This window comes from Mariniflexile aquimaris, from assembly GCF_042676825.1.
GTDB lineage: Bacteria > Bacteroidota > Bacteroidia > Flavobacteriales > Flavobacteriaceae > Mariniflexile > Mariniflexile aquimaris.
Window position 1 is genome coordinate 211,194 of record NZ_JBHTIB010000008.1, and the last position, 22,970, is coordinate 234,163.

General features: G+C 33.8%; 15 protein-coding genes. 5 read left to right on the forward strand and 10 right to left on the reverse strand.

The features are described from left to right. From ACFQ0I_RS05890 to ACFQ0I_RS05905, 4 genes are all read left to right on the forward strand, one after another. On the forward strand, positions 1-1,539 hold the full coding sequence (locus ACFQ0I_RS05890) for a glycoside hydrolase family 32 protein (RefSeq protein WP_379940321.1): 1,539 nt from the start codon (positions 1-3) through the stop codon (positions 1,537-1,539). Positions 1,540-1,681: 142 nt separating this feature from the next. Beyond that, positions 1,682-2,566, forward strand: coding sequence for a carbohydrate kinase family protein (locus tag ACFQ0I_RS05895; protein WP_379940323.1), 885 nt, complete (start codon positions 1,682-1,684; stop codon positions 2,564-2,566). A 465-nt stretch (positions 2,567-3,031) separates the two neighbouring features. After that, positions 3,032-4,207, forward strand: a complete 1,176-nt coding sequence (locus tag ACFQ0I_RS05900) for an MFS transporter (RefSeq protein ID WP_379940325.1) — start codon at positions 3,032-3,034, stop codon at positions 4,205-4,207. Beyond that, positions 4,207-4,965: a helix-turn-helix domain-containing protein gene (locus ACFQ0I_RS05905; protein WP_379940326.1), complete on the forward strand. Its 759-nt coding sequence runs from the start codon at positions 4,207-4,209 to the stop codon at positions 4,963-4,965. The genes ACFQ0I_RS05900 and ACFQ0I_RS05905 overlap by 1 nt, the downstream gene beginning before the upstream one ends. 98 nt (positions 4,966-5,063) lie before the next feature. Here ACFQ0I_RS05905 and ACFQ0I_RS05910 read toward each other — a convergent pair whose 3' ends face one another. Continuing rightward, positions 5,064-7,211 (reverse strand): S46 family peptidase, encoded by a 2,148-nt coding sequence (locus ACFQ0I_RS05910; RefSeq protein ID WP_379940328.1) that lies wholly within the window; start codon positions 7,209-7,211, stop codon positions 5,064-5,066. Between the two features lie 410 nt (positions 7,212-7,621). On the opposite strand from ACFQ0I_RS05910, the gene ACFQ0I_RS05915 reads away from it, so the two are divergent. Then, entirely contained in the window at positions 7,622-8,269 is a 648-nt protein-coding gene (locus tag ACFQ0I_RS05915; protein ID WP_379940330.1) for a GDSL-type esterase/lipase family protein, read from the forward strand. Between the two features lie 169 nt (positions 8,270-8,438). Here ACFQ0I_RS05915 and ACFQ0I_RS05920 read toward each other — a convergent pair whose 3' ends face one another. The 9 genes from ACFQ0I_RS05920 to ACFQ0I_RS05960 all read right to left on the reverse strand — a co-directional run bounded on the left by ACFQ0I_RS05920 (position 8,439) and on the right by ACFQ0I_RS05960 (position 22,966). Further along, positions 8,439-9,767 (reverse strand): sugar MFS transporter, encoded by a 1,329-nt coding sequence (locus tag ACFQ0I_RS05920; protein WP_379940332.1) that lies wholly within the window; start codon positions 9,765-9,767, stop codon positions 8,439-8,441. Between the two features lie 260 nt (positions 9,768-10,027). Beyond that, positions 10,028-10,855: an endonuclease/exonuclease/phosphatase family protein gene (locus ACFQ0I_RS05925; protein ID WP_379940334.1), complete on the reverse strand. Its 828-nt coding sequence runs from the start codon at positions 10,853-10,855 to the stop codon at positions 10,028-10,030. A gap of 25 nt (positions 10,856-10,880) precedes the next feature. Next, the gene (locus tag ACFQ0I_RS05930) at positions 10,881-12,575 is read right to left on the reverse strand and encodes a sulfatase family protein (RefSeq protein WP_379940335.1); all 1,695 of its coding nucleotides are present in this window, start codon (positions 12,573-12,575) and stop codon (positions 10,881-10,883) included. Beyond that, entirely contained in the window at positions 12,572-13,456 is an 885-nt protein-coding gene (locus tag ACFQ0I_RS05935; RefSeq protein WP_379940337.1) for an alpha/beta hydrolase, read from the reverse strand. The genes ACFQ0I_RS05930 and ACFQ0I_RS05935 overlap by 4 nt, the downstream gene beginning before the upstream one ends. Beyond that, entirely contained in the window at positions 13,457-16,060 is a 2,604-nt protein-coding gene (locus tag ACFQ0I_RS05940) for a glycoside hydrolase family 2 TIM barrel-domain containing protein (RefSeq protein ID WP_379940339.1), read from the reverse strand. A 38-nt stretch (positions 16,061-16,098) separates the two neighbouring features. Then, entirely contained in the window at positions 16,099-17,022 is a 924-nt protein-coding gene (locus tag ACFQ0I_RS05945) for a T9SS type A sorting domain-containing protein (protein WP_379940341.1), read from the reverse strand. Positions 17,023-17,033: 11 nt separating this feature from the next. Continuing rightward, positions 17,034-18,869, reverse strand: coding sequence for a T9SS type A sorting domain-containing protein (locus tag ACFQ0I_RS05950; RefSeq protein ID WP_379940343.1), 1,836 nt, complete (start codon positions 18,867-18,869; stop codon positions 17,034-17,036). A 34-nt stretch (positions 18,870-18,903) separates the two neighbouring features. Further along, on the reverse strand, positions 18,904-21,189 hold the full coding sequence (locus ACFQ0I_RS05955) for a glycoside hydrolase family 3 N-terminal domain-containing protein (RefSeq protein ID WP_379940345.1): 2,286 nt from the start codon (positions 21,187-21,189) through the stop codon (positions 18,904-18,906). A gap of 7 nt (positions 21,190-21,196) precedes the next feature. Then, positions 21,197-22,966 carry a discoidin domain-containing protein gene (locus tag ACFQ0I_RS05960; RefSeq protein WP_379940347.1) on the reverse strand — a complete coding sequence of 590 codons (1,770 nt, stop codon included), beginning with the start codon at positions 22,964-22,966 and terminating at the stop codon, positions 21,197-21,199. Positions 22,967-22,970: the final 4 nt, after the last annotated feature.

The following is a 22,970-nucleotide window of genomic DNA, read 5'->3' on the forward strand; positions in this document are numbered from 1 at the left end:
ATGAATATGATAAAAGTTATTAGAATATTATTGCTTGCTAGTATAATAATTTTATTCCAAAACTGTAATGAGGATGATATATCATCTAATTCAAAGGCTGAATTAGTAACAGTTGGAGATAATGAATATAGACCGGACTTTCATTTTACACCACGAAACAACTGGATGAATGATCCTAATGGAATGGTTTACTATGCAGGTGAATATCATTTGTTTTACCAATACAACCCCAATGAAAGTGTTTGGGGTCCCATGCATTGGGGGCATGCAATTAGCAAAGATTTAGTTAATTGGGAAGAATTGCCAATTGCCTTATACCCTGACAATTTAGGTAACATTTTTTCTGGTAGTATTGTTGTTGACAACAACAACACGTCTGGGTTTAAATCGGGTAGCGAGAGTCCTTTAGTGGCTGTATTTACTCATCAAAATCCAGAAAACAATAAGCAAACCCAGAGCTTAGCTTATAGTAATGATAAAGGTAGAACTTGGACTAAATATGAAAACAACCCTGTTTTGGTAAATAATGACAAAGCAGATTTTAGAGACCCTAAAGTATCTTGGCATGAAGGAACACAAAAATGGGTAATGGTACTTGCAGCAGGTGATGAAATTATGTTTTACACCTCATCCAATCTAAAAAATTGGGTATATAAAAATAGTTTTGGAAAAAATGTAGGAGCACATGGTGGTGTTTGGGAATGTCCAGATTTATTTAAAATTAAAGATGTAAACGGTCAAGAAACTTGGGCATTATTGGTTAGTATTAATCCTGGAGGCCCAAACGGTGGATCTGGAACTCAATATTTTTTAGGGGATTTTGATGGAGAAACTTTTACCTCTTCACAATCAGAAACCTTATGGTTAGATTATGGAACTGACAATTATGCTGGTGTAACCTGGAGTAATGAGCCAAATAATAGAAATTTATTTATGGGCTGGATGAGTAATTGGTCATATGCTCAAAATGTTCCAACCTATAGTTATAGAAGTGCTATGACATTTCCAAGAACTTTACATTGGCAAAACAGTAATGGCAAAAGCATAATTATTAGTAAACTGCCAACGGAGATAATCTATGCAATTGGTGGTAAAGTTGTTGAAAACAATAATGCTGCAAGTAGATTTGAATTGCTTAATGATGAAACATTAGGAGGAGGTAAATTCTATCTTGAAACTACTCTAGATTTTAGTGCTATTAATGAAGCAAAAATTGAATGGGGTAATAAAAGTTCAAGCGTTGTTTTAAAATACAACAAAATTAAAGGTGAATTAATCTTAAATAGAGCAGAATCTGGATACAAATTTAACAACTTGAGCAGTAATATTATAAAATGTCCATATGTATTACCTGATTCGAATCAGTTAAAAATAAATATGTTGGTCGATAAGTCTTCAATGGAAATTTTTCTTAATGATGGTGAACGGGTTATAACAGCTTTAGTATTTCCATTAGCACCTTTTAAAAATTTAGAGATTACTGCTAACGAGGAAATACAATTTATTGAACAGATTAAAATTAATAAATTGTCAAAGTAGTTTGCTTAAAAAGCAAGTATTATAATATTTATTATTATTAGATCAAATTAGCAATAGTGTTTTAGTTAGTTTTTTATTTAGTTATTTAAATTCCAGAAGATATTAGTAGTTTTAATGTCTTCTGGATTAAATTAATATTGATATGTCAAAAATCACATGTTTCGGAGAAGTTTTATGGGATGTTTTCCCAACTCATAAAAAAATAGGTGGAGCACCTTTAAACGTTGCCAATAGATTACAAGCAATGGGTAATGAGGTTACCATGATTAGCGCAATTGGCAAGGGAGAAAATGGTGCTAAATTGCTTAACTATATTAAAGAAGTTGGTATCAATCCAGGTTGTGTTCAAGTACACGATGAGTATAAAACCGGCAAGGTAAAAGTGATGCTTAATGATAAAGGGTCAGCTTCCTATGATATTAAATATCCCAGAGCTTGGGATAAAATCAGATTAACCGAAATAAACAAAAATGCTGTTAAAAACTCAGATGCCTTTGTTTTTGGAAGTCTTGCTGCGCGAGATGAAAGTTCTAGGAATACCTTATTCAAACTTATAGAGTTAGCGAAATACAAAATTTTCGATCTAAATTTAAGACCTCCATATTATACCAAAGAGCTTTTAATTAAATTAATGAACGAAGCCGATTTTATAAAGTTTAATGATGATGAGTTGTATGAGGTTAGCGGCTATTTAGATTCTAAATACCGTTCTATGGAACAAAATATTAGGTACATTGCTAAAAAAACAAATACCAAACATATCTGCGTAACCAAGGGGCATCATGGCGCTGTTTTATTGTATGATGATAAATTTTATTATAACAGCGGATACCTAATTAAAGTGATTGATACTGTTGGGGCAGGCGACTCGTTTTTAGGTTCGTTAATAAGTCAACTATTAGCCAATGTGCATCCTCAAGAAGCTGTAGATTTTGCATGTGCTGTTGGTGCCATGGTAGCACAAAGTGAAGGTGCAAATCCTGTTTTGTTGAGGTCAGATATTGATGCTTTTATTAATCCTTATTAAGATATTTCAATCTGCACTTTATTTTAATTATATTGCATCAAATATTTCAATAATCAGAAAACTAAAAAGTGCATACGTTTTTGCATACGATTTTATAATTTTTAGGGTTTTTGAGCTTAAAATTTGTGCTTAAATCAATTTAAGAGAAGAGCTCATAACCCGAAGGTCACTGGTTCGAGTCCAGTTCCCGCTACAAAGAGAAAATCCTCTAAAATCAACGGTTTAGTTTACGCTAAACCGTTTTTTTATGGAAAATATTTTAGATTTACTTCCCCTAATGGTTCAAAAAGAACACGATTTGGAACACGATTCTGAACCAAAGCCCTTATTTTTTTTTACAGTGCTCTCAATTTGTGCTCAAAGGTTAGTGGTGTTGGCTATAGTCTTTTAATCGATTTCCATTTTTGCATAGTATATTAGAAAAGAGGTAAACCGATTTGGCAAGATTAGTTTGAATTTTGCCATATGAATAAAATATCAAACTTCGGAATTTTTACACTGTTATTCGTTAGCAGTTTAACCATAATGGTTGGAACAGTTATTGCCCCTTCTTTATCTGGGATTGTAGAACATAAAAATTTAGGCTTTTCACCTAGTTGGCTTATTACATTACCTTCTTTAGGGGTAGTTCTTTTTGCACCCATAATAGGAAAGTTGCTAAACAAATTAGGAACCATTAAATTATTGAGTTTAGGACTTATACCTTATGCTATTTTAGGTTTCATTGGCGCATTTATAACTAATAATTATATATTAATTATTGATAGAGTTTTACTTGGTGCTGCAACCGTAGCGATACAAGTATCGGTAACAGCTTATATTGCAGATTTTTTTACAGGTGAGGCAAGAATGAAAATGATTGCATGGCAAGGTATGTCTATAGAATTAGGCGGTGTTGTATTTTTAGCTATTGGAGGTTTTTTGGGTGAAATAAATTGGCAACTTCCTTTTTATATCTATCTTTTAGGCTTTCTGTGTTTAATTTTGGTTATAGTAGCGTTACCAAAACCTGAAAGTAAATTGATAGGTGAAAACCTTACTCAAGTAACAGATACTAACAATGCTCCAAAAGTAAGAATCATTTTTATAGCGTCACTTTTAGCTATGATGTTGTTTTTTGTTGGTTTTGTTACGCTGCCACTATACTTACCAGTAGCTTTTGGTTTTACCGAATCTGAAATAGGGTATTTAATGGCTTTCATTTCTCTTATAGCCATTATTACGGCTAGTCAAATGCCAAAAATGGTAAAAGTATTTGGTGATAGCAACGTTGTTGTTTTGGGTTTTTTATTTTTCATGATGGGGTATTTCGTGTTAGCAACCTCAGGAAGTTTAGTTTTTTTAGTATTAACAACCATTTTTATAGGCATAGGGTTTGGGTTTACAATACCATTGTTGAACCTCATGATGATTGAAGCAAGTACCATTCATAACCAAGGCAAGCATTTGGGCCTATTTTCAATGGGTGTTTTTGGAGGTCAATTTCTTTCCACATTTATAGAGTATGTATCAGATAATTATAGGGCTATTTATGCTGTTTCTGCAGGCTTAGCTTTAATAATTGGTGGCGTTATTTATTTCATGTTTCAAAAAGAATCCAAAAAAAATCTTCTTACTTTTGAGGTAGACCTTAAAAGTTGATGAATAAAGAGTTCGCTAATAAGAAGATTCAAATCATTCAAAATTTTGAAAGTAATACCGCGTTACTTTCAGGGAATTCTATGGGGATTTACTTTAAGTTTATTTCAGAAAGCAACTTAAAAATATATTTTAAACCATTAAACGAAGTCTTTAAACCAGATGTTTTTACTAATAACGGTGTTTTATTAAATTTTGAACGTGAACTTATTGATGAAGATGATGTTGAATATGCATTAGATGTTTTTTCGCTTTTTAATAAATATCCTCAATTTGAATTAACCGAGAGATTAAAAGTAGAACAAATAAAAAAAGTATTTCAATTACTTAAAGATGAACTTTATAGTAGTGAAATGTCTTATATAATGCTTAAAACCTTATTAAAAGTGTTGTTATTGCATTTAATTAGGTATCAAAACCAAAGCTTTTTAGAACAAGATTTAAATCAAAAAAGAGTTTTTCAGTTTTTAGAATTAATGGAAACTCACTATTTAGAACATACAAATGCGGACTTTTATGCAGATGAAATTGGGATTAGTATGAAACGATTAAATCAAATTTTAAAAGAAAAACTAAATCTAACAGCAAAACAAATAATACAACAACGACAAATAACAGAAGCCAAACGAAGCCTTGTAAGAAGTGAAATTACTACTAAAGAATTGGCTTTTAAATTAGGTTTTGATTCCATTAGCAGTTTTTCAAGGTTTTTTAAAAAACACATAGGTGTTAGTCCATCTGTTTTTAGACAACAACATTAATTTGAGATATGTAGACTTATTTCAGGACGGGACATCAATTTAATAAAAAACGACCTGAATTTCAGGTCGCTTTTAGGTAATAATTGTTTTCTTTAATATTAATTGTCAATAATAGTCAACTCGTCTACAATATGTTTTGCGTTAGAGTATTTGTCAATCAACCAAAGTACGTATCTAATATCGACATTAATGGTACGTTGTAAGTTTGAATCAAAAATTACATCTCCAGCCATAGCTTCAATATTTCCATCAAACGCTAATCCAATTAACTCTCCTTTTCCGTTAACAACAGGCGAACCAGAGTTCCCACCAGTAATATCATTATCTGTTAAAAAGTTTACAGGTAGTTGTCCATGGTCATTAGCATAACGGCCATAGTCCTTTTTTTCATAGATATCTAACATGCCTTGTTCTAAATCAAACTCATCGTCATTAGGTTTGTATTTGTTAATCATGCCTTTTAAAGTGGTGTAATTATTTACATCCGCATCGTTTCTGCTATCTGCAGGTAAGGCTCTTACTTTTCCGTAAGTTAAACGCAAGGTAAAGTTAGCATCAGGATATTTTATTTTGCTTAGTCCAGACTCACGCAATCCTTGAACTAATAATCGGTATGACGCTTCAAAATCATTTTCAACTTGCATTAAATTTTCAGGATTTTCTCTATACTTATCTAGTAATTGATTAGATAATTTATATAATGGATCGTTAGCCAAAACAGTTGCATCTGGATTTTTCATAAAAGCTTCTACTTTTTCTTTTGAAGTAAATATGCTTTCATCAAAAATAGTATTGATGTACGAAGTGAAATCGTTGTTGTTTTTCGATCCTATTTCTGCAACAATTTCTGGTAGAGGGTAATTGGATTTTGAAGCATATAAGCCAAGTTGTTTAGCAAATACTTCTTTTTCTAAAGGCATATAAAAATCTTTAAAAGAGGCTTCTATTAACGAATTTAATCTAGGATTCAATTCTTGACGTTTCGCTTCGTTTTGACCGATGTAATATTCAAGGTTTTTTCCTATTCTATTAGGTAACGCAGAAAAAACACTTGAGCGCAACATGCCTGTTAAATAATTAGCTTGTTTCGCTTTTTCGTTAGTTAAGCTATAGTAGTTATTAATGTTTTCAATAACATTACCATATTTTGCTCTGTTTTTTTTCTTTTTAGCCCACTTATTAAATTTCTTTTCAGTTTCACTTTTAGTTTCAACTGTTTTGTGAGCTGTTAAAGCATCAATCATACCCATACGATTCTTCCAATAATTGGCAATTCCAGCATATTTAGAAGCATACATTAAGTCAATTTCCTCACTTTCGTTCATGTATTTTTTAAACACATCTAAACTTAATCTTGAACTTTCAACCCAAGCAGGATAGGCATATTTAACATTTTGCTCAACACCAGATGCAGGCATCCAACGGTTTGTTCTACCTGGATAACCTAAAATCATGGCAAAGTCGTTTTCTTTTACGCCATCAATATTCACAGGTAAATAATATTTTGCTTTTAAAGGCACATTGTTAGGTGAGTAATCTGCAGGATTTCCATTTTCATCGGCATACACCCGGAATAATGAAAAATCGCCTGTATGTCTTGGCCATTCCCAATTATCGGTGTCACCACCATATTTGCCAACACTTTCTGGAGGTGTTCCTACTAAGCGAACATCTTTATAATCTTCGTAAACAAAATAGTAGTACTCATTACCTTGATAGAAAGAACGCACCGAAACTGTGTATTTACCACCTTCGTTGTTTTCTTGTTCAATTTTAGCAATCTCTTTGTTAATGGTTGCTTCGCGTTCTTTTTCACTCATGCTATCATTAACTAGGGATAGAATTCGTTTAGAAACATCATCCATTCGCACAAAAAAACGAACATATAAGCTTTCTGGTTTCAATTCTTCTTTCAAAGAGCCTGCCCAAAATCCGTTTTTTAAATGATTTTGTTCTGCAGTAGATAGCTCAGTAATTGCGCTATATCCACAATGATGATTAGTCAATACCAATCCGCTTTTTGAAATGATACTTGCCGTACAGCCACCATTAAATTGTACAATAGCATCTTTTAAACTTTGGTTATTAACACTGTAAATTTCTTCGGCAGTTAATTGTAAACCCATTTTTTGCATATCACGATAATTTAATCGCTCTATATGCATTAAAAACCACATACCTTCATCTGCCATAGCCGATGAAAATGAAATGATAAAAGCAATAATTGTAAGAAATATTTTCTTCATGTTTGTTGTTTTGAATTTAGCCATAAAATTACTGAATTTTACATTCTTTTTATAAATCTTGAACTTTTAAAAACAGTTTTATTTTTAACCAGAAGTCGTGTATTTGAAATAGGAACTTTCTATTCGAAAGTTATTTTAGAGTTTATAATTTGGCGCCGAAATTACATATTAAATTGTAAGATATAGAACTTAGAATTTAACCAGAGATAGGAAGGGTTTTTATTTTAGATAATTACAAAGATAACAGCAGGTAGCAATGAAATAGGTTCAAAAATAAAACACATTTTTGAATGTCACCAAAGCTGTAATTATGACATTTGCGAATTGATTGAAAATTATAAAAAATAATAATCTGAATAGGAAATTTCAAATTATATTAGTGCAAATTAATTTAATAAAAAAGTATAAAAATGTTTCGCGTAAACTTAGTATTATTATATGTTGTTTTGGCTTTTTTAACGGTCTCTTGCTCAAAACAAATTACAAAAATTGCTTGTATTGGTGATAGTATAACCGAAGGATCTGGTATTCGTTATCAAAGTAAATCGTCGTATCCTGTTATGTTAGATAGTATTTTAGGTGCCAAATATTCGGTTTTAAATTCGGGAAAAAGTGGCACAACATTGCATAAAAATGGCGATTTCCCGTTTTGGAATACTAAGGAATTCTCTAATGTCATGGCCTTTAATCCAGATATTATTATAATAAAATTAGGCACGAATGATAGTAAAGGTCAAAATTGGAAGATCGGACATTTTGAAGCGGATTACCAATCGTTAATTGATACCTTAAAAGTATTAAATAATAATCCCAAAATATTTGTTTGTTTACCTGTTCCTGCTTTTGAAACCGTTTGGGGAATTAATGATTCAACCATTACTAAAGGCGTTATTCCTATAGTAAATCGAATAGCAGAAAAAAATAAGCTTCCTGTTATCGATTTGTATGAAGGATTAAAAAATTATTCTGAATATTTTCCCGATAAGATTCATCCAAACGAAAAAGGAGCAAAGATTATGGCTGAAATTATTGCGAAAGAAATTATTAATAATTTATAACTAAAAAGACTATCGAATACTTGCAAATGGAGATAGTTAGATTCGCTTAGACTTTGTTTTATAATTTATTGAAGCCAATCATAAATGAAATCCCCGTTTGATTTTAAAATCCCGTTTTAGTCAATTATTATATTTTTAAAGAATTGTTTTTTCTTCATAAATTCTTAGTTCACTTTTTTGTCCAACCTTTGTATTTATGACCCCATATTGCAAAAAATAGAATCAATGCATAACATGGAATAAGTATCCAATAACTACTAGTTGATGCCGTAGCGAGGGCATCTACTTCGTTTAGGCCTTTTGTAATAAGTTCATGTTTATTGGCATCTACCATTCTTCCATAGAGTGGTGGTATGATAGCTCCACCCGAAATAGCCATGATTAACAAGGCAGAAGCTGTTTTCGTAAATTTCCCCAAACCTTCTAAGGTTAATGGCCATACTGCAGGCCAAACCAATGCGTTAGCAACACCTAAAGCAGCCACAAATAAAACGGAGGTAAAACCTGTGGTAAGTAGTATACAAATACTAAAAATAATACCTAAAGCGGCACTAATTTTAAGTGCTGTACCTTGTTTTAAGTATTTTGGTATCAGGATAACACCAATTGCATAGGTACATACCATGGCAAACAAGGTTAAAGTAGTAAAAAATTTAGCGTCTGCTGCCGGAAATCCTAATGAAATCCCATAGGCAATAATAGTATCTCCTGCAATTACTTCGGCGCCAACATAAACAAAAAGTGTTAATACGCCCAGCCATAAATGTGGGAATTGAAAAATGCTGGTTTTGGCTGTAGCTCCTTCTTTAATTTCTTCAGGCTCGGTAGCTTCCACATGTGGTAGTGGGGCTTTTCTAATTAATAGCCCTAATACTGTAAGTACAATGGCCATTACTAAATAGGGCATAAATACACTATCTGCCATGGTGTCTAAAAGCACACCTTTTTCTTCTACAGAGGCACTGCCTAGTTTTTCTTTTACTTCATCAATTCCAGATAATAATAAGGCTCCGAAAATTAACGATCCTAATGCACCAGCAACTTTGTTAGCAATACCCATAATGGCAATTCGTTTAGCGCCACTTTCTATTGGTCCTAAAATGGTTATATATGGGTTGGCTGCTGTTTGTAGTAATGTCATGCCAATTCCTTGAATAAAAATACCCGTTAAAAATACCCAATAAGTTCTTGCTTCGGCTGCAGGAATAAAAACTAAGGCGCCGATTGCCATTATTATGAGGCCTAAGGACATTCCTTTTCTAAAACCAATTTTTTTTAAGATATAAGAAGCAGGTAGTGCCATAACCACAAATGAAATATAAGATGCAGAAGCAACTAAATAAGATTGCGATTCTGTAAGTTCATTGATAGTTTTCATGAAGGGGATGAGCGCTCCATTTATCCAAGTGACAAAACCGAAAATAAAAAATAAACCTGCTATAATTATAATTGGGACTAAATTGTTGTTTGCTGTTGGAAGGGTTTGCGGTTTTGTCATATTATATAAATTATTAATATTTCAAGTGGTGTTGACTTAAAAAATTTGTTTAATGATGATAGATTGGTTTTCGAATTATTTCTTAGCGATAAGAAATATATTTAAAAGCCTAATTTAAACGATTATTCAATAATTGCCCAAAAACATTGGTTATATTTTGTGGAAATGATTTTTTTAAACCAGTTCTATACTTTTCACAAAGCCCTTAGCGTTTAATGAGTTCTCAGATTATATAAGAGTGGTTTTTCTAAACTTCATTATTATTTAATGGCTAATTTTAAATAAACAGGAAAGTGATCGGATGGATACCTACAGTTGTTTGAATCGCTTAATACGGCATATTTGTTCACCTTTATATCAGCACTTAAGAAAATAAAATCGATACGACGGGTTACAGGTTTATTAAATTCAAAATTATTAAACGTGCCTTCGGGTCCAAAAACGATGTTTGACACCTTTTTAGAATCTCTCAAAGTTTTAGTGATTAATTGAATGCTTTCATGAGTTTCTTCCATATTAAAATCGCCCATTAAAATGACAGGATGATTTTCAGTATTGAGTTCTTTTATTTTTTGAAGAATCAAAATAGCACTCTGTTTTCTGGCTTCAACACCAACGTGGTCGAAATGTGTGTTAAATACCCAAAAGGTTTTTTTAGATGATTTATTTTGAAACAAAGCATAAGTACAAACACGATTACAAACAGCATCCCATCCCATAGAGACTTTTTCGGGCGTATGCGATAACCAAAAGGTTGATGATTTTAACACCTTAAACTGGGCTTTTTTGTAAAAAATGGCTGAGTATTCGCCAGCATCTTTTCCATCATCACGACCTACACCTACAAAATTATAATCCGCCAAAAGACTGTCCATGTCTTTCATTTGGTTAGGCATGGCTTCTTGTACGCCTAAAATATCGGGTTCATAAAATTTTAATTGATTAATAAAGAACGGTTTTCTGTTGGTCCAGCTATTGTCGCCTTCTTTGGGGTAATCTAATTTAATATTATAGCTCATTACCGATAATTTCTGAGCATGTAAACTTAATTGTAACATGATGCCTAGAAAAATTATTAAGTGTTTCATAATTCAAATGATTTTGAAGCAATAATTATAGCTTTATGTCTTTATCTGTAATCGGGTTATAAGAAGTGCCTGTACGCCCTCGTGACTTTTCAAATTGTTTAAATGCTTTATCAATCGCTTCTTTTGGTGCTGTTTCAAACTCTTTGTTGCTAACTTGATACATTGCTTGCAACGACTTCAATTTATTATAAAGTTGTGATTTAACCTCGCCATATTCAGCATCGTCAATCCTGTTTTTGAGTTCATTCGGGTCTTTTTTTAAATCGTAAAGTTCCCATTCATCAATATCATCATATACATGAATTAACTTATAGCGATTTGTTCTAATACCATACATTTTTTTTACCATATGAAATGCCGGATAATCGTAATAATGATAATATATAGCATCTCTAAAATCTTCTGATTCTTGTCGTTGTTCCAGCAAAGGGCGTAACGATTTACCCTGCATATCCTTAGGGATTTCAACATTGGCATAATCTAAAAATGTTTCCGCAAAATCGATATTCTGTGTTAAGGCATTTATTACCATGCCTTTTTTTATACCCTTCGGATATTTCATAAGCATGGGCATACTTAACGATTCTTCATACATAAAACGTTTATCGAACCAACCTTTCTCACCTAAATAAAATCCTTGATCGGTGGTGTAAATTACAATGGTGTTTTCAGATAAACCATGGTCTTCTAAATAATCAAGTATTTTTCCAACACCTTCATCTATAGCAGCTATAGTAGCTAAATATTCTTGTAAATAACGCTGTCCTTTCCATTCGGCCAATGCTTTTCCTGATAGGTTCGCATCGTGCATGGCGTCGTTTTTTTCTCGATAGGCGTTGTTCCAAATGGATCGCTGTTCTGCAGTCATTCTATCAAAATCGGTTGTCCACGGATTGTGAGCTAATTCATCACTGCCTTTTGCTTTGGTCATTTTTAGGTCATGACCTTCATACATATCCTTATAAATGGTTTGCAGCTGTAATTTTGAAGCTGTAGAACCTTCATGATTGGTAAAATATGATTCGGGCAGCGGAAATGTAACAGCATCATATTTGTTTAAATGCCTTAAAGCTGGCATCCAATTTCTGTGTGGAGCCTTATGATGCAGCATAAGCATAAAGGGTTGGTCGCTGTTTTTTATTTTATCCAGATATTTTATAGCGTCGTTTGTGATAATATCTGTGGCATAGCCTTCAACGCGTGTGGTATCGATATGTTGTGTGTTTTTGTTTATCGCAATAAAGTCTGGGTTATAGTAATTTCCTTGATCGGTTAATATGCTCCAATAATTAAAGCCTTGCGGTAATCCGTCTAAATGCCATTTTCCAATCATGGCTGTATTGTAACCAGCTTTTTGAAGCAGTTTTGGAAACGTTTGTTGGTTACCATCAAAGGTGTCGCCATTCATTCTAAATCCATTAACATGACTGAATTTACCAGTTAATACCACGGCTCTACTAGGTCCGCAAATAGAATTAGTACAAAAATTGTTTTTAAATAGGGCGCCATCAGTGGCTATCCTGTCTATATTTGGTGTTGGCGCTAATTTGCTTATTGGATGGCCGTAAGCACTTATGGCCTGGGTTGCATGGTCATCGGCCATGATGTAAATGATATTGGGGCGTTTTTGATTTGAGGTGTCAACGTTATTAACTGGTTTGGTACCACAAGCGGAAAATATTAGGGCAATACAAATACCATATAAGAATGATTTTATCATGATTTTGTATTGATAATTTTAGTTTGAATAACTTCATTATTCAAAACGGTTTGTTCGAAGAATTTGAATATGTCATCTAAGTCATTAAACGGTATTTTTGAAACTTCATGCTTGCCACCTTTTACAATATTAAAATAATATGAAGTTTCCAATGCTTCCAGTTTTTCGGCTATAATTTTAGAACCATCCAATAGAAGATAACCAGGTTTATCAAGATCGCATAAATGGTGAGAAGCATTTGCAAAAGGCACTAAATTATCGTCTGTTCCATGAAACAAAACACTAGGAACAGCGTTGTTTTTTGTAATGTAATTGGCATTTACCATAGCACCAGCAGCAGAAAATACTCCAGCAAATTTTACGCGTTTATATTTTTGAAGACTATCTGCAAAGTATTCTTTCATATAAACACTGTTTAAAATACCTTCGGCGCCTGCGCTACTACCTCCAGCAATAATTTTTGAAATGTCGATTTTTAATGTTTTAGCATTTTCAACTACAAAGGCCGCAGCATCTAAATAATCGATAGTGGCCTGTTTAAAAGTTTCCATTTTGTCTTCTTTGGAGCATGCACAGCCAAATTGCGTTTTTGTGTTTTTACGCAACAGTCTGTACGAAATAGAAATGCCAATGTAACCATATTTTGTAACGTCTTCACAGAGTTTGGCATCGTCTATATAATCTCTAGAACCTATTGAAAATCCACCGCCATGCATCCAGAGAAGGGTAGGTGATTTAGAGTCTTCTTCCAAATTAACAGGCGTATAAACGTCCAATTTTAATGTGTCTAAACCTACTATTTTATAAATATAAGTGGTTTTTGTTTGAGACTGTACAGACAGTGCTAATAGTGTGAATGCAAGAACAATTATTTTTCTCATTTAATTTATTTTTTCAATTAAAATGCCACTAATAACAGGTAATCCTTCAATGGGTTTTAAAGAAACTGTTAAGCCATCAGAATTATCGATTATAATGATTGTTGATTTTTCGACGCCATATTTTTCTGGGTATTCTTCGGCTAAATTAAAGCTTTTTTGTACAAGCTCTTTGTTTAAATATACATCAAAAATTCGTCGAATTTTGGGTGTAATTTCAGTTTCTGATTTTGATAAATTATAAATATTTTCGGAAGCTTTTATTTGTGGCTCCACAAAAAATAATGATACTTTATAGACACCTTGAGGAATATCTACCTTATAGGATGAACAACCTTCCAACATGGTTTGAAATAATGGGTCTGAAGTAGTGTTTTTGATATTATGCGGAATGCCTTGGTTTTTATCTGTGCTCATTCCGAAAGGTTTTCCTTCTAAATACCCAAACCAATTCTTTTTATAGGGTTGATCTGGAACAAAGGTCATTTGATGAACTTGGTCCGTGAAATAAAAATGAGAACCAATATTGATTCCTAAGCGGCTAAATTCTTTAAAATCCAAAGTGTTAATTTTTAAAACCTGAATAGTTTTAAATTCTGAGACATTTTCAGAAACCACTCTTATATAATTGTCACCGTTTTTAAATGGTACGTTTAAAGTAGCAAAACCATTTTTAAACGACACGTCTTCCAACAGAGAATCGTTAATAAAAACAGAGGCCTTTTTTTGATTGGAATAAATTTGAATTGGATAAGTTTCATCTCCAAATAATGTTAAGCCCGATAAATAAGTTGTAGCGATATAGATAAAAGGTTCTTTTTTATTTAAAACCGATTTGTACCAATAATAAATATCTTTTGGGGTTCTGTTGTATTGTACCAATCCTTTTTGATTAACATGTGGAATGGCATCCCCACGGAATTCTGACCCAAAATCGGCAAAATTCCACGCGGTCATTCCAGCCATATAAGCCCTGTCACTGATTTGTTGATAATATGATTGATGTAATTTTGCCTGATATTCGGTTGAAAAATCAAACTTTTTTGGTGTTTTAGTATAAATCCTTACATCGGCGCCGGGGCCATATTCTGAAAGCAATAATGGTCTTTTAGGATAACGCTGATGTTGCTCGTCTAAAAAGCTACCTAGATCAGGAATATCTTTATCGTACCATCCAAAATATAAATTCCAACCCACCAGCATAGAAATATCTGCAATGCCTGTTTCGTTGTATAATTCATTGAAATGAAGTGCCATCACCGTTATATGATTTGGAGCTAATTGTCGAGTAAGATCTTCAAGTTGTTGTGCCAGTTTAACCGATGCCGTTTTGATGTTTTCTTTTTCGTCTTCTGAGGATTTATTATCAAAAGCTAAACGTAAAAAGATTTCATTCATATACCCAATCATAACAACAGAAGGGTAGTTGTAATATTGTTTAATATGTTCCTTCTGCATATTTAAACTCGTGGCAAAAAAGTCTTTGGAATCCGTTACTTTATTAACCACCGGAATTTCTGTCCAAACAATAATTCCAAGTTTATCGCACATATCATACAATTCTCTGGCATGTGGATAATGGGCAAATCGTATAACATTAGCGCCCATATTTTTAATGATTTCAATATCTTTTTTCTGAAGTTCTACAGGGACAGCATTACCTAAACCTTCAAAGTCCTGATGCCTATTTACACCAATTAACTTTATGGGTTTACCATTAAGAAAAAGGCCTTTTTCGGCGTCTACACTTGCCCAACGAAAACCAATGTTTGTCGATTTTGTATCTAAAACCCGTCCGTTGTTATCTGAAAATACCATGTTTAACTTATATAAATAAGGATTGTCTGGCGACCATAAAATTGGATTATAGACTTCGGATAACTTAATTTTAAATTCGTTGGATGTGTCGCCAAATAATTTTAAAGTTTCAGTTCTAGTTTTAACTATGTTTCCGTTCGCATCCAACAAATCTAAACGTAATTTCGTTTTAACATTTTTTGAAGATTGATTTGTTAAAATACTGGTAACCTCAACACCTGCTTTTTCTTCTGAAACGTTGTAATAATTTATGTAAAATCCATCGGAAGCAAAATCGTTTAAAGAAAAGTGTTGCTTGGGTAATGAAATTAATTCTACATCTCTATAAATGCCACCGTAAAAAGTAAAATCGGCATCTAATGGCGGAATATTTTCGTTGTGTGAGTTATCAACAGTGACTTCAATTAAATTATAAGCATCATAGTTTAAGAATTTTGAAATATCAAAATTAAATGCCGTATAGCCGCCTTTGTGGTTGCCAATTAATTGGCCATTTATAAAAACAGTTGCTTCTTGGTTAACTGCGTTAAATTTTAAATAGTGGATTTTTTCTTTTTCTTCTGAAGCTATAAATACTTGCTTTTTATAATAGCCTAAACCACGTCGGTAACCTGGTTCATCATCAAAAGCATCAAAAAGATTCCAGGTGTGAGGAATATTTACAGTTTCCCAGTGGGTTTTGTCTTCAGAAAATTGCCAACCAGAGTTAATAATCGTGTTTTGGCTTAATGTTTTAAATGAAAAAACTACACAAAACAATATTAAGATGTATTTTAATTTATTTGTCATGTGTAGTTTATTTTCAATTTAAAATTCTTTCTATTAAATTAATTAAGGATAAGCTTTTTGTTAAGTTTTGTACCATCAACATTGATTTCTAAAATATAAATGCCAGTAGCCATTTCATTACTTCGGTTCCATGTATAATGAAAGTTATTAGTAGAAACTTTTTCATTATAAATTGTAGATAACGATTTACCTGTTAAATCATAAATAGTTAAGGCTACTTGAGATTTTCCGTTTAGTTTAAAGCTTATTGAGCAAGTGTTAGAAACGGGATTAGGATACACACTTAAGCTATTCGTTAACTCCAATGCTTTTGTTGATAACTGATTGCTTGATTTTGTCATTTGAATAGCGCCTAAATAATAAAAACCAGATGAATTATTATTATTTGTTCCTGGCTGCGCCGTAAAAGTTATTTCTCCACTAGCATTTGGTAGAACATTTAAAATTTCTGCTGTATTAGCCGTATTATTAGAAGCATTTAAAGAACCCGTCTTGGTGCTGCTACCTGTTATTGTATAAAGCGCTTCTCTATTATCGCTAACACCAGATCTCGCCGCAAAAACCGAAAAGGAGTAATAACTAGCAGTGTCAAGACCTGTTAATATAAAGCCGCCTGTAGCTTCTAATTTACCGTTAAATGTAACTGTTTCTCCAAAAAAACTATCTCTTGTTGCGGTAGATGGAAATGGCAACGAAGTATCTGGCGAAGAAGTTCCAGCGGTATTAACGGTGTCAAATTCATCATTAATTGTTAGAGTAACTCCTGTACTGACTCCATTAGAATCTATTAAATTTGCTGTAAGACCTGCTGTACTTCCTGCATTGGCAGTAGCAATGTTGTTCCAATTACCATCACTGGTATAACCCGTAGCTGTTGAACCGAAATCGATGAAGGTTAATTGTTGGGCAAAGCCTATAGAAAGGGAAGCCATTACTACTAATAAAAATGTAATTTTTTTCATAATGTTTAGATTTAATTAATTAATACTCGTTTAGTTATTATTTTATTTTCATACATTATTTTCATAATATAAATTCCAGACTCGATGTTTTCTCTTGAAACTGTTAGGGTGTTGTTTGATGGTCTTTCTTTTTTATTAAAAATCTGTTTCCCTAGCATGTCATAAATACTAATTGAAACTAGATTTGATACATTTTCAGAAAATTTAATAGTTGCATGAGTAGTAATAGGATTTGGATATAATTTTAAACTAGCCAATTCCATTTTCTCTATACTTAGAGCGTCAACAGTGGTTTTTATAGTAGAATGCATTCCCTTTGCAATAATTCTATCGAACAATATTTGGTGTGCAGCATCATTTAAATGAATACCATCACCAGCATCATATTCTGGAAGAATACCATTATTATTCGCTAGCCCTAAGCCGCTCCAAAAATCCACGGCATATTCACCAAAAACGTTATTAGTTTCAGAAATCATTTGCACTTGAATAGCTTGATTGGTAGTATTCGTGCCAAAATTTCTTGGTTGTGGTGTAGTTACCCAAAGTGGCACATTTTGACTATTGGCATCGGTACTAATAAGAGAATAATTATTTAATTGGTCTGCCACAGGGTAGCCGCTTGCCGCATCATTAGATGGCATATTTATAATTAAGCCATTGGGTGTAAGTGACAATCCTTTTGTAATGTTTCTTGCGGTATCAATAGTTCTATTTACACCCACGGGAATTGTTGTTCCTGTTGGTAATATATTGTAGGTGGCATAACCACCAAGCGCTAAGTTTATTACTTCATATCTGGTATCCATCTCTGTTAGATATGTTTTATATTTATTTACCCAGGCATTATTTGGATTTGATGGCCCTGTTCCTGCAGCTGTAGATGATCCTAAAACAACAATTCTGTAAATAACACCTTCATTCTGGATAATTTCAAAAGTATTCTCACTTGTGTCAGTTAAACTTTCACCTGAAAGTCTTATTAAACAAGATGACGAAAATGTACTAGGAACTACCATGTCATAATATTGTAGAGATGCTGGTGCGGTGGCAATAGTTGTCCAATCTAATCCATTATTAGAAGAGAATTCAACTAATAAATCTTGTATTGAAATACTCTCCCATTTAATCCTTACCGTTTTACCAGCTTCCCATAAATGTCCGCCATTTGGATAAGTTAATGCTAATTCAGGGTCGGGTTGTGTATTACCAATAGGGTTATCACTTATTATTAATTGAATGGCGCCTAAATAATAAAACCCGAAAGAATTAGTATTGTTTGGACCAGGTTTTGCTTCAAAAGTAATTTGCCCGCTGGCGTTCGGTTGAATGTTCAGAATATTGGCAGTGTTTGAGGTGTTGTTTGCTGTATCTAGTGCTTGAGCATCAATTGTTAAACCTTGAACCGTATATAAAGTTTCACGATTATCGGTGACACCAACTCTAGAACTAAATACCGAAAAAGAATAGTACTTTAACGGATTTAAGCCAGATAATGTAAACCCTCCGGTAGGATTTACATTCCCATTAAAACCAGCACTTGTTGCTCCAAAAAAACTGTCTCGTGTGGCAGATGAAGGAAATGGTAAAGCACTATTGGGTGTGGTGGTTCCATTAGCATTGATATGGTCGAAAGAATCTGTGAGTGTTAATGTGATGCCTGTAGAAACTCCGTCAGAATCTATTAGATTGACCTCTACGCCAACTTGGTTTTGAGTGGTTACAACAACATTATTCCAATTGTTTGGTGTTAATGTGGAAGAATTTCCAAAGTCAATATAACTATATTGCTGTGCAAATAATATTATTGGAAATATTAAAAATAAGCCGAGTAATTGTTTTTTCATATATTTTTTTTATCTGGTTAATAATTGATTATGGTTAATTTAGTTGAAAAACATGCTTAAACTTAAAGTCAGAACTTGGTGCAATGGCTATTTCAAATTCGCCAGGTTCTGCAATATATTGGTTGTTGTTATTGTAAAATTTTAAATCGTCGCTAGAAATTGTAAATGTTACTTTTTTGCTTTCTCCTTTTTTCAAGAATAGCTTTTGAAACCCTTTGAGTTCTTTTACAGGTCTTGTGAGGCTTCCAACCTTATCGTGAATATATAATTGTACAATTTCATGACCATCCATTGTACCAGAATTGGTGATGGTTACAGATGCGGTTATAGCATTAGAAAAGCTTAAGGTGTTTGATGACAATTCTAAATCAGAATATTGAAATGTGGTATAACTTAATCCATGCCCAAAAGGAAACAATGGCGAGTTAGGTACATCTATATAATTGCTTTTATAATCTTCTTTAGGATTGTGCTCCGGAATAGGTCTTCCAGTATTTTTCATGTTATAGTAAATTGGAACCTGACCTACATTTCGAGGAAACGTCATGGTTAATTTGCCCGATGGGTTGTAAGCACTAAACAATACATCGGCAACTCCAGCGCCACCCATAGTTCCTGGAAACCATATTTCTAAAATGGAATCTACCAAATTAACTTCATCCGATAAATTAAGCGGGCGACCATTCATTAATACCAAAACAATCTTTTTGTCTGGATTAGCTTCACGTATTTTTTTGATAAGTTCTGGCTGAATGCCTGGGATTTTTAAGTTGGTTCTCGATGCCGCTTCGCCACTCATATGATGCCCTTCGCCCATAGCAAGAACAATAACGTCGGCTTTTTTTGAAACTGCAATCGCTTCTGTAAAACCTGAACGATCCTCTTTTAAAATGTCACAACCTTTGGCATATAAAATTTGATGGGGTTTCAAATACTCTGATACACCTTCAAATATGCTTACAGCTTGTCCGTTGCGATCGCCTTTTGCTGCCCAATTTCCTAAAATATCGTATTCGTCTTTTACTAACGGACCAATAAAAGCAATTTTTTTAGTGTTCTTAGATAGTGGCAATGCCTTGTTTTTATTCTGTAATAATACCAATGATGCAGCGGCAATTTCTCTTGCTTTTGCTAAAAATTCGGGTTGGTATTTCGTGTTTGCTTCACGTTTTTCGTCAATATATCGGTAAGGGTCATCAAATAAACCTAGTTTGAATTTTGCCAGTAAAATGCGTCTGCACGCATCTTCTACAAGGGCTTTGTCCACTTTACCTTCAGCAATTAAAGTTTTTAAATATTTTCGGTAAACACTTCCCATCATATCCATATCTACCCCGGCATTCATCCCAATTCTGGCGGCATCTAAGCTGTCTGTTGCAAATCCATGTTGAATCATTTCATTAATAGACGTGTAATCTGAAACGACAAAACCCCTAAAACCCCATTCATCTTGTAAAATATCTCTTAATGTATATTTATTGCCTGAAGTAGGTATGCCATTTAATTCGTTAAAAGCCGACATAAATGTTTCTACACCAGCGTCAACCGTAGCTTTAAAGGGCGGCAAATACACATTGCGTAATTCGTCTTCACCCATGTTTACAGTATGATAATCGCGTCCTGCTTGGGCCGCACCATAGGCCACAAAATGTTTGGCACAAGCTAAAATGGTATTGTGTTTTGATAAATCGTCGCCCTGAAACCCTTTTACATAGGCTTTTGCAATCTGGCTTGCTAAATACACATCTTCACCAGCGCCTTCTGAAACGCGTCCCCATCGCGGATCGCGAGCAATATCAACCATAGGAGCAAAGGTCCAGTGCAGTCCTTCGGCCGAAGCTTCTTCAGCAGCAATTCTAGAACTTTCTTCAATCATTTTTAAATCCCAACTTGTCGACATGCCTAAATTTATTGGGAAAATGGTACGATGTCCATGAATAACATCATAACCAAAAAGTAACGGAATGCCTAAACGCGTTTCATTAACCGCTATTTGTTGTAATTCGCGCGTCCCTTTCACTGTAAAGGCATTGAGCATAGCACCCATATTACCTTCTCGAATATATTTTCCATTATTGCTGCCTATAATTGGTCCCGTTTGGTCCCAACTACCACTGTACATGGCTGTTTGTCCAATTTTTTCTTGAAGCGTCATGAGTTTCATTATGGAATCTACCTTAGCTTCAAAATTTTGATTTTTATATGTTTGCGTAAAACCAGCTACTTCTTCTTTAGTTTGCGCATGCCCAATAAACGTTACACAACCAGCAAGCACTAGGTAAAGTAAGGCAGCGAGTAAATGATTGATTTTAAAGGTCATAGTTTATTTATTCAGATTTTATTATTTCGGTGCGTTCGCTCATGCCATTCGCATTAAAGGCTTCTATTTGAAAATAATAAGCATCGGTTCTATCGGCACCCGTAAAATAATACTCGTTTTTACCATACACCATCATGCTTCCATACATTTTATCGGGCGATTTTCCCCAATAAATCACATAACCATCAGCTAATTGATTTTGTTGCCATTTAAACCAAATGCTTCGGCGTTCGCCATATTTTTCAGGACTAGAACGCAAGGCTATAAAGTTTTTAACCTTACTAGGTTTTTCTCCTGGCCCTTTTCCAAAAACTCTAAAGCCACTTAAAGCGAATTTGCCAGTAGGCATTTTAATATTTTCTAATTTTAAGAATCGCGCTTTGGCTGGTGTTTGTAGTTCGATGTAATCGTGTGGTACATCGGTGGTGTTTTTGCTTTTATCAACAACAACTGTCCATTTTTTTCCATCGTTCGAGCCGTAAATGATGTACTGATGGGATTTTCCTAGCGTTTTTCCTAAGAATTCAACATTCTGATCGGCATAGTTAATTTGAATGGCATTGATGGTTGAAACGGCACCTAAGTCGGTTTGAAACCATTCTCCTTTGTTGCCCGAAGTCGCGCTCCAATAGGTTTTTATATCTTCATCTACAGCAAAGTTTGGGTTGTATCCGCCCAAAGTAGAAGACGCTTGCACAGGTTTTTGATAGTTTAATAACATCCAGCCAGCAAACATATCTTTAGTAAAATCTTTATCGACGGCATAATCGGGCAAGTAGGTTGGATAGTCTCCATACGCCGTGTTGCAAAACATAACATCATCTTTATCAAAACCCGAAGGCCAGATACCTAAACGACGTTCAAAGTTGTTTTTTGTTGAAATAAATATGGTAGAAACATGCCAGTAATTTTGATGTTTGTCTTGAAACGTAGCGCCATGTCCTGCACCGCGAGCAAAACCACCCGGTTTATATGAAAACGGATTGTGTGCCTGATAATGGTACCCATCTAATGGTTTTTGACTAACATAAACGCCATCGGCATAACCACTAAATTCGGTTCCAGGTGCGCCATATTGCATGTAATATTTGTTGTTATGTTTTGTTACCCAAGCACCTTCTACAAAGGGTTGAAGAAAGACATTGTCGTTATATTCGCCAAAGCGTTCCCACCCATGATCTTCTGGAAAAAGTTTTAAAATGGGTTTGGTATAACCTTCAGATTGCATGGTTTTGGTATTTATTTTAGTACCTAAAAGAGGCCAAACGTTGCTAGAACCCCAATACAAATACAAATCGTTGGTGTCTTCGTCATAATGAAATGCCGGATCCCAGGCACCCACTTTAAGCGTGTCTACTGCAATTTCCCATTCGTCTTGGGTTGGATTGGTGCTTTTCCATATTGGGAAATCAGATTCCCAAGTAGAACCATACACATATAGGGCGTCTTTCATTTTCCAAACAGCAGGCGCATTTAAATCGTGTGTGTATTTATCGTCCAGTAGAAATTTTCTATATACAAATTTCCAATCGAGCATGTTATCGCTCCACCAATAACCTTCTTGGTTAGTTGAAAACAAAAACAATTTATCTTTAAAATTTACAATTACCGGATCTGCGGTGGCGCGATGTTTTCCTTGTGTAGAAAAGCGTTCGAATGGGGTGTAACCATAATCGATATTAATGGGGTTGCAATATGTTTTTTGTTGCCCATTAATTGTATGTGAAAGTACAAATACTAATAGTAAAACAACAATATTTTGGGTTTTAAACTTCATAATT

Bases quoted from the DNA above. Each gene is read 5' to 3' on its own strand.
- ACFQ0I_RS05890 (WP_379940321.1), top strand. From the start codon at position 1: ATGAATATGATAAAAGTTATTAGAATATTATTGCTTGCTAGTATAATA.
- ACFQ0I_RS05895 (WP_379940323.1), top strand. From the start codon at position 1,682: ATGTCAAAAATCACATGTTTCGGAGAAGTTTTATGGGATGTTTTCCCA.
- ACFQ0I_RS05900 (WP_379940325.1), top strand. From the start codon at position 3,032: ATGAATAAAATATCAAACTTCGGAATTTTTACACTGTTATTCGTTAGC.
- ACFQ0I_RS05905 (WP_379940326.1), top strand. From the start codon at position 4,207: ATGAATAAAGAGTTCGCTAATAAGAAGATTCAAATCATTCAAAATTTT.
- ACFQ0I_RS05910 (WP_379940328.1), bottom strand. From the start codon at position 7,211: ATGAAGAAAATATTTCTTACAATTATTGCTTTTATCATTTCATTTTCA.
- ACFQ0I_RS05915 (WP_379940330.1), top strand. From the start codon at position 7,622: ATGTTTCGCGTAAACTTAGTATTATTATATGTTGTTTTGGCTTTTTTA.
- ACFQ0I_RS05920 (WP_379940332.1), bottom strand. From the start codon at position 9,767: ATGACAAAACCGCAAACCCTTCCAACAGCAAACAACAATTTAGTCCCA.
- ACFQ0I_RS05925 (WP_379940334.1), bottom strand. From the start codon at position 10,855: ATGAAACACTTAATAATTTTTCTAGGCATCATGTTACAATTAAGTTTA.
- ACFQ0I_RS05930 (WP_379940335.1), bottom strand. From the start codon at position 12,575: ATGATAAAATCATTCTTATATGGTATTTGTATTGCCCTAATATTTTCC.
- ACFQ0I_RS05935 (WP_379940337.1), bottom strand. From the start codon at position 13,456: ATGAGAAAAATAATTGTTCTTGCATTCACACTATTAGCACTGTCTGTA.
- ACFQ0I_RS05940 (WP_379940339.1), bottom strand. From the start codon at position 16,060: ATGACAAATAAATTAAAATACATCTTAATATTGTTTTGTGTAGTTTTT.
- ACFQ0I_RS05945 (WP_379940341.1), bottom strand. From the start codon at position 17,022: ATGAAAAAAATTACATTTTTATTAGTAGTAATGGCTTCCCTTTCTATA.
- ACFQ0I_RS05950 (WP_379940343.1), bottom strand. From the start codon at position 18,869: ATGAAAAAACAATTACTCGGCTTATTTTTAATATTTCCAATAATATTA.
- ACFQ0I_RS05955 (WP_379940345.1), bottom strand. From the start codon at position 21,189: ATGACCTTTAAAATCAATCATTTACTCGCTGCCTTACTTTACCTAGTG.
- ACFQ0I_RS05960 (WP_379940347.1), bottom strand. From the start codon at position 22,966: ATGAAGTTTAAAACCCAAAATATTGTTGTTTTACTATTAGTATTTGTA.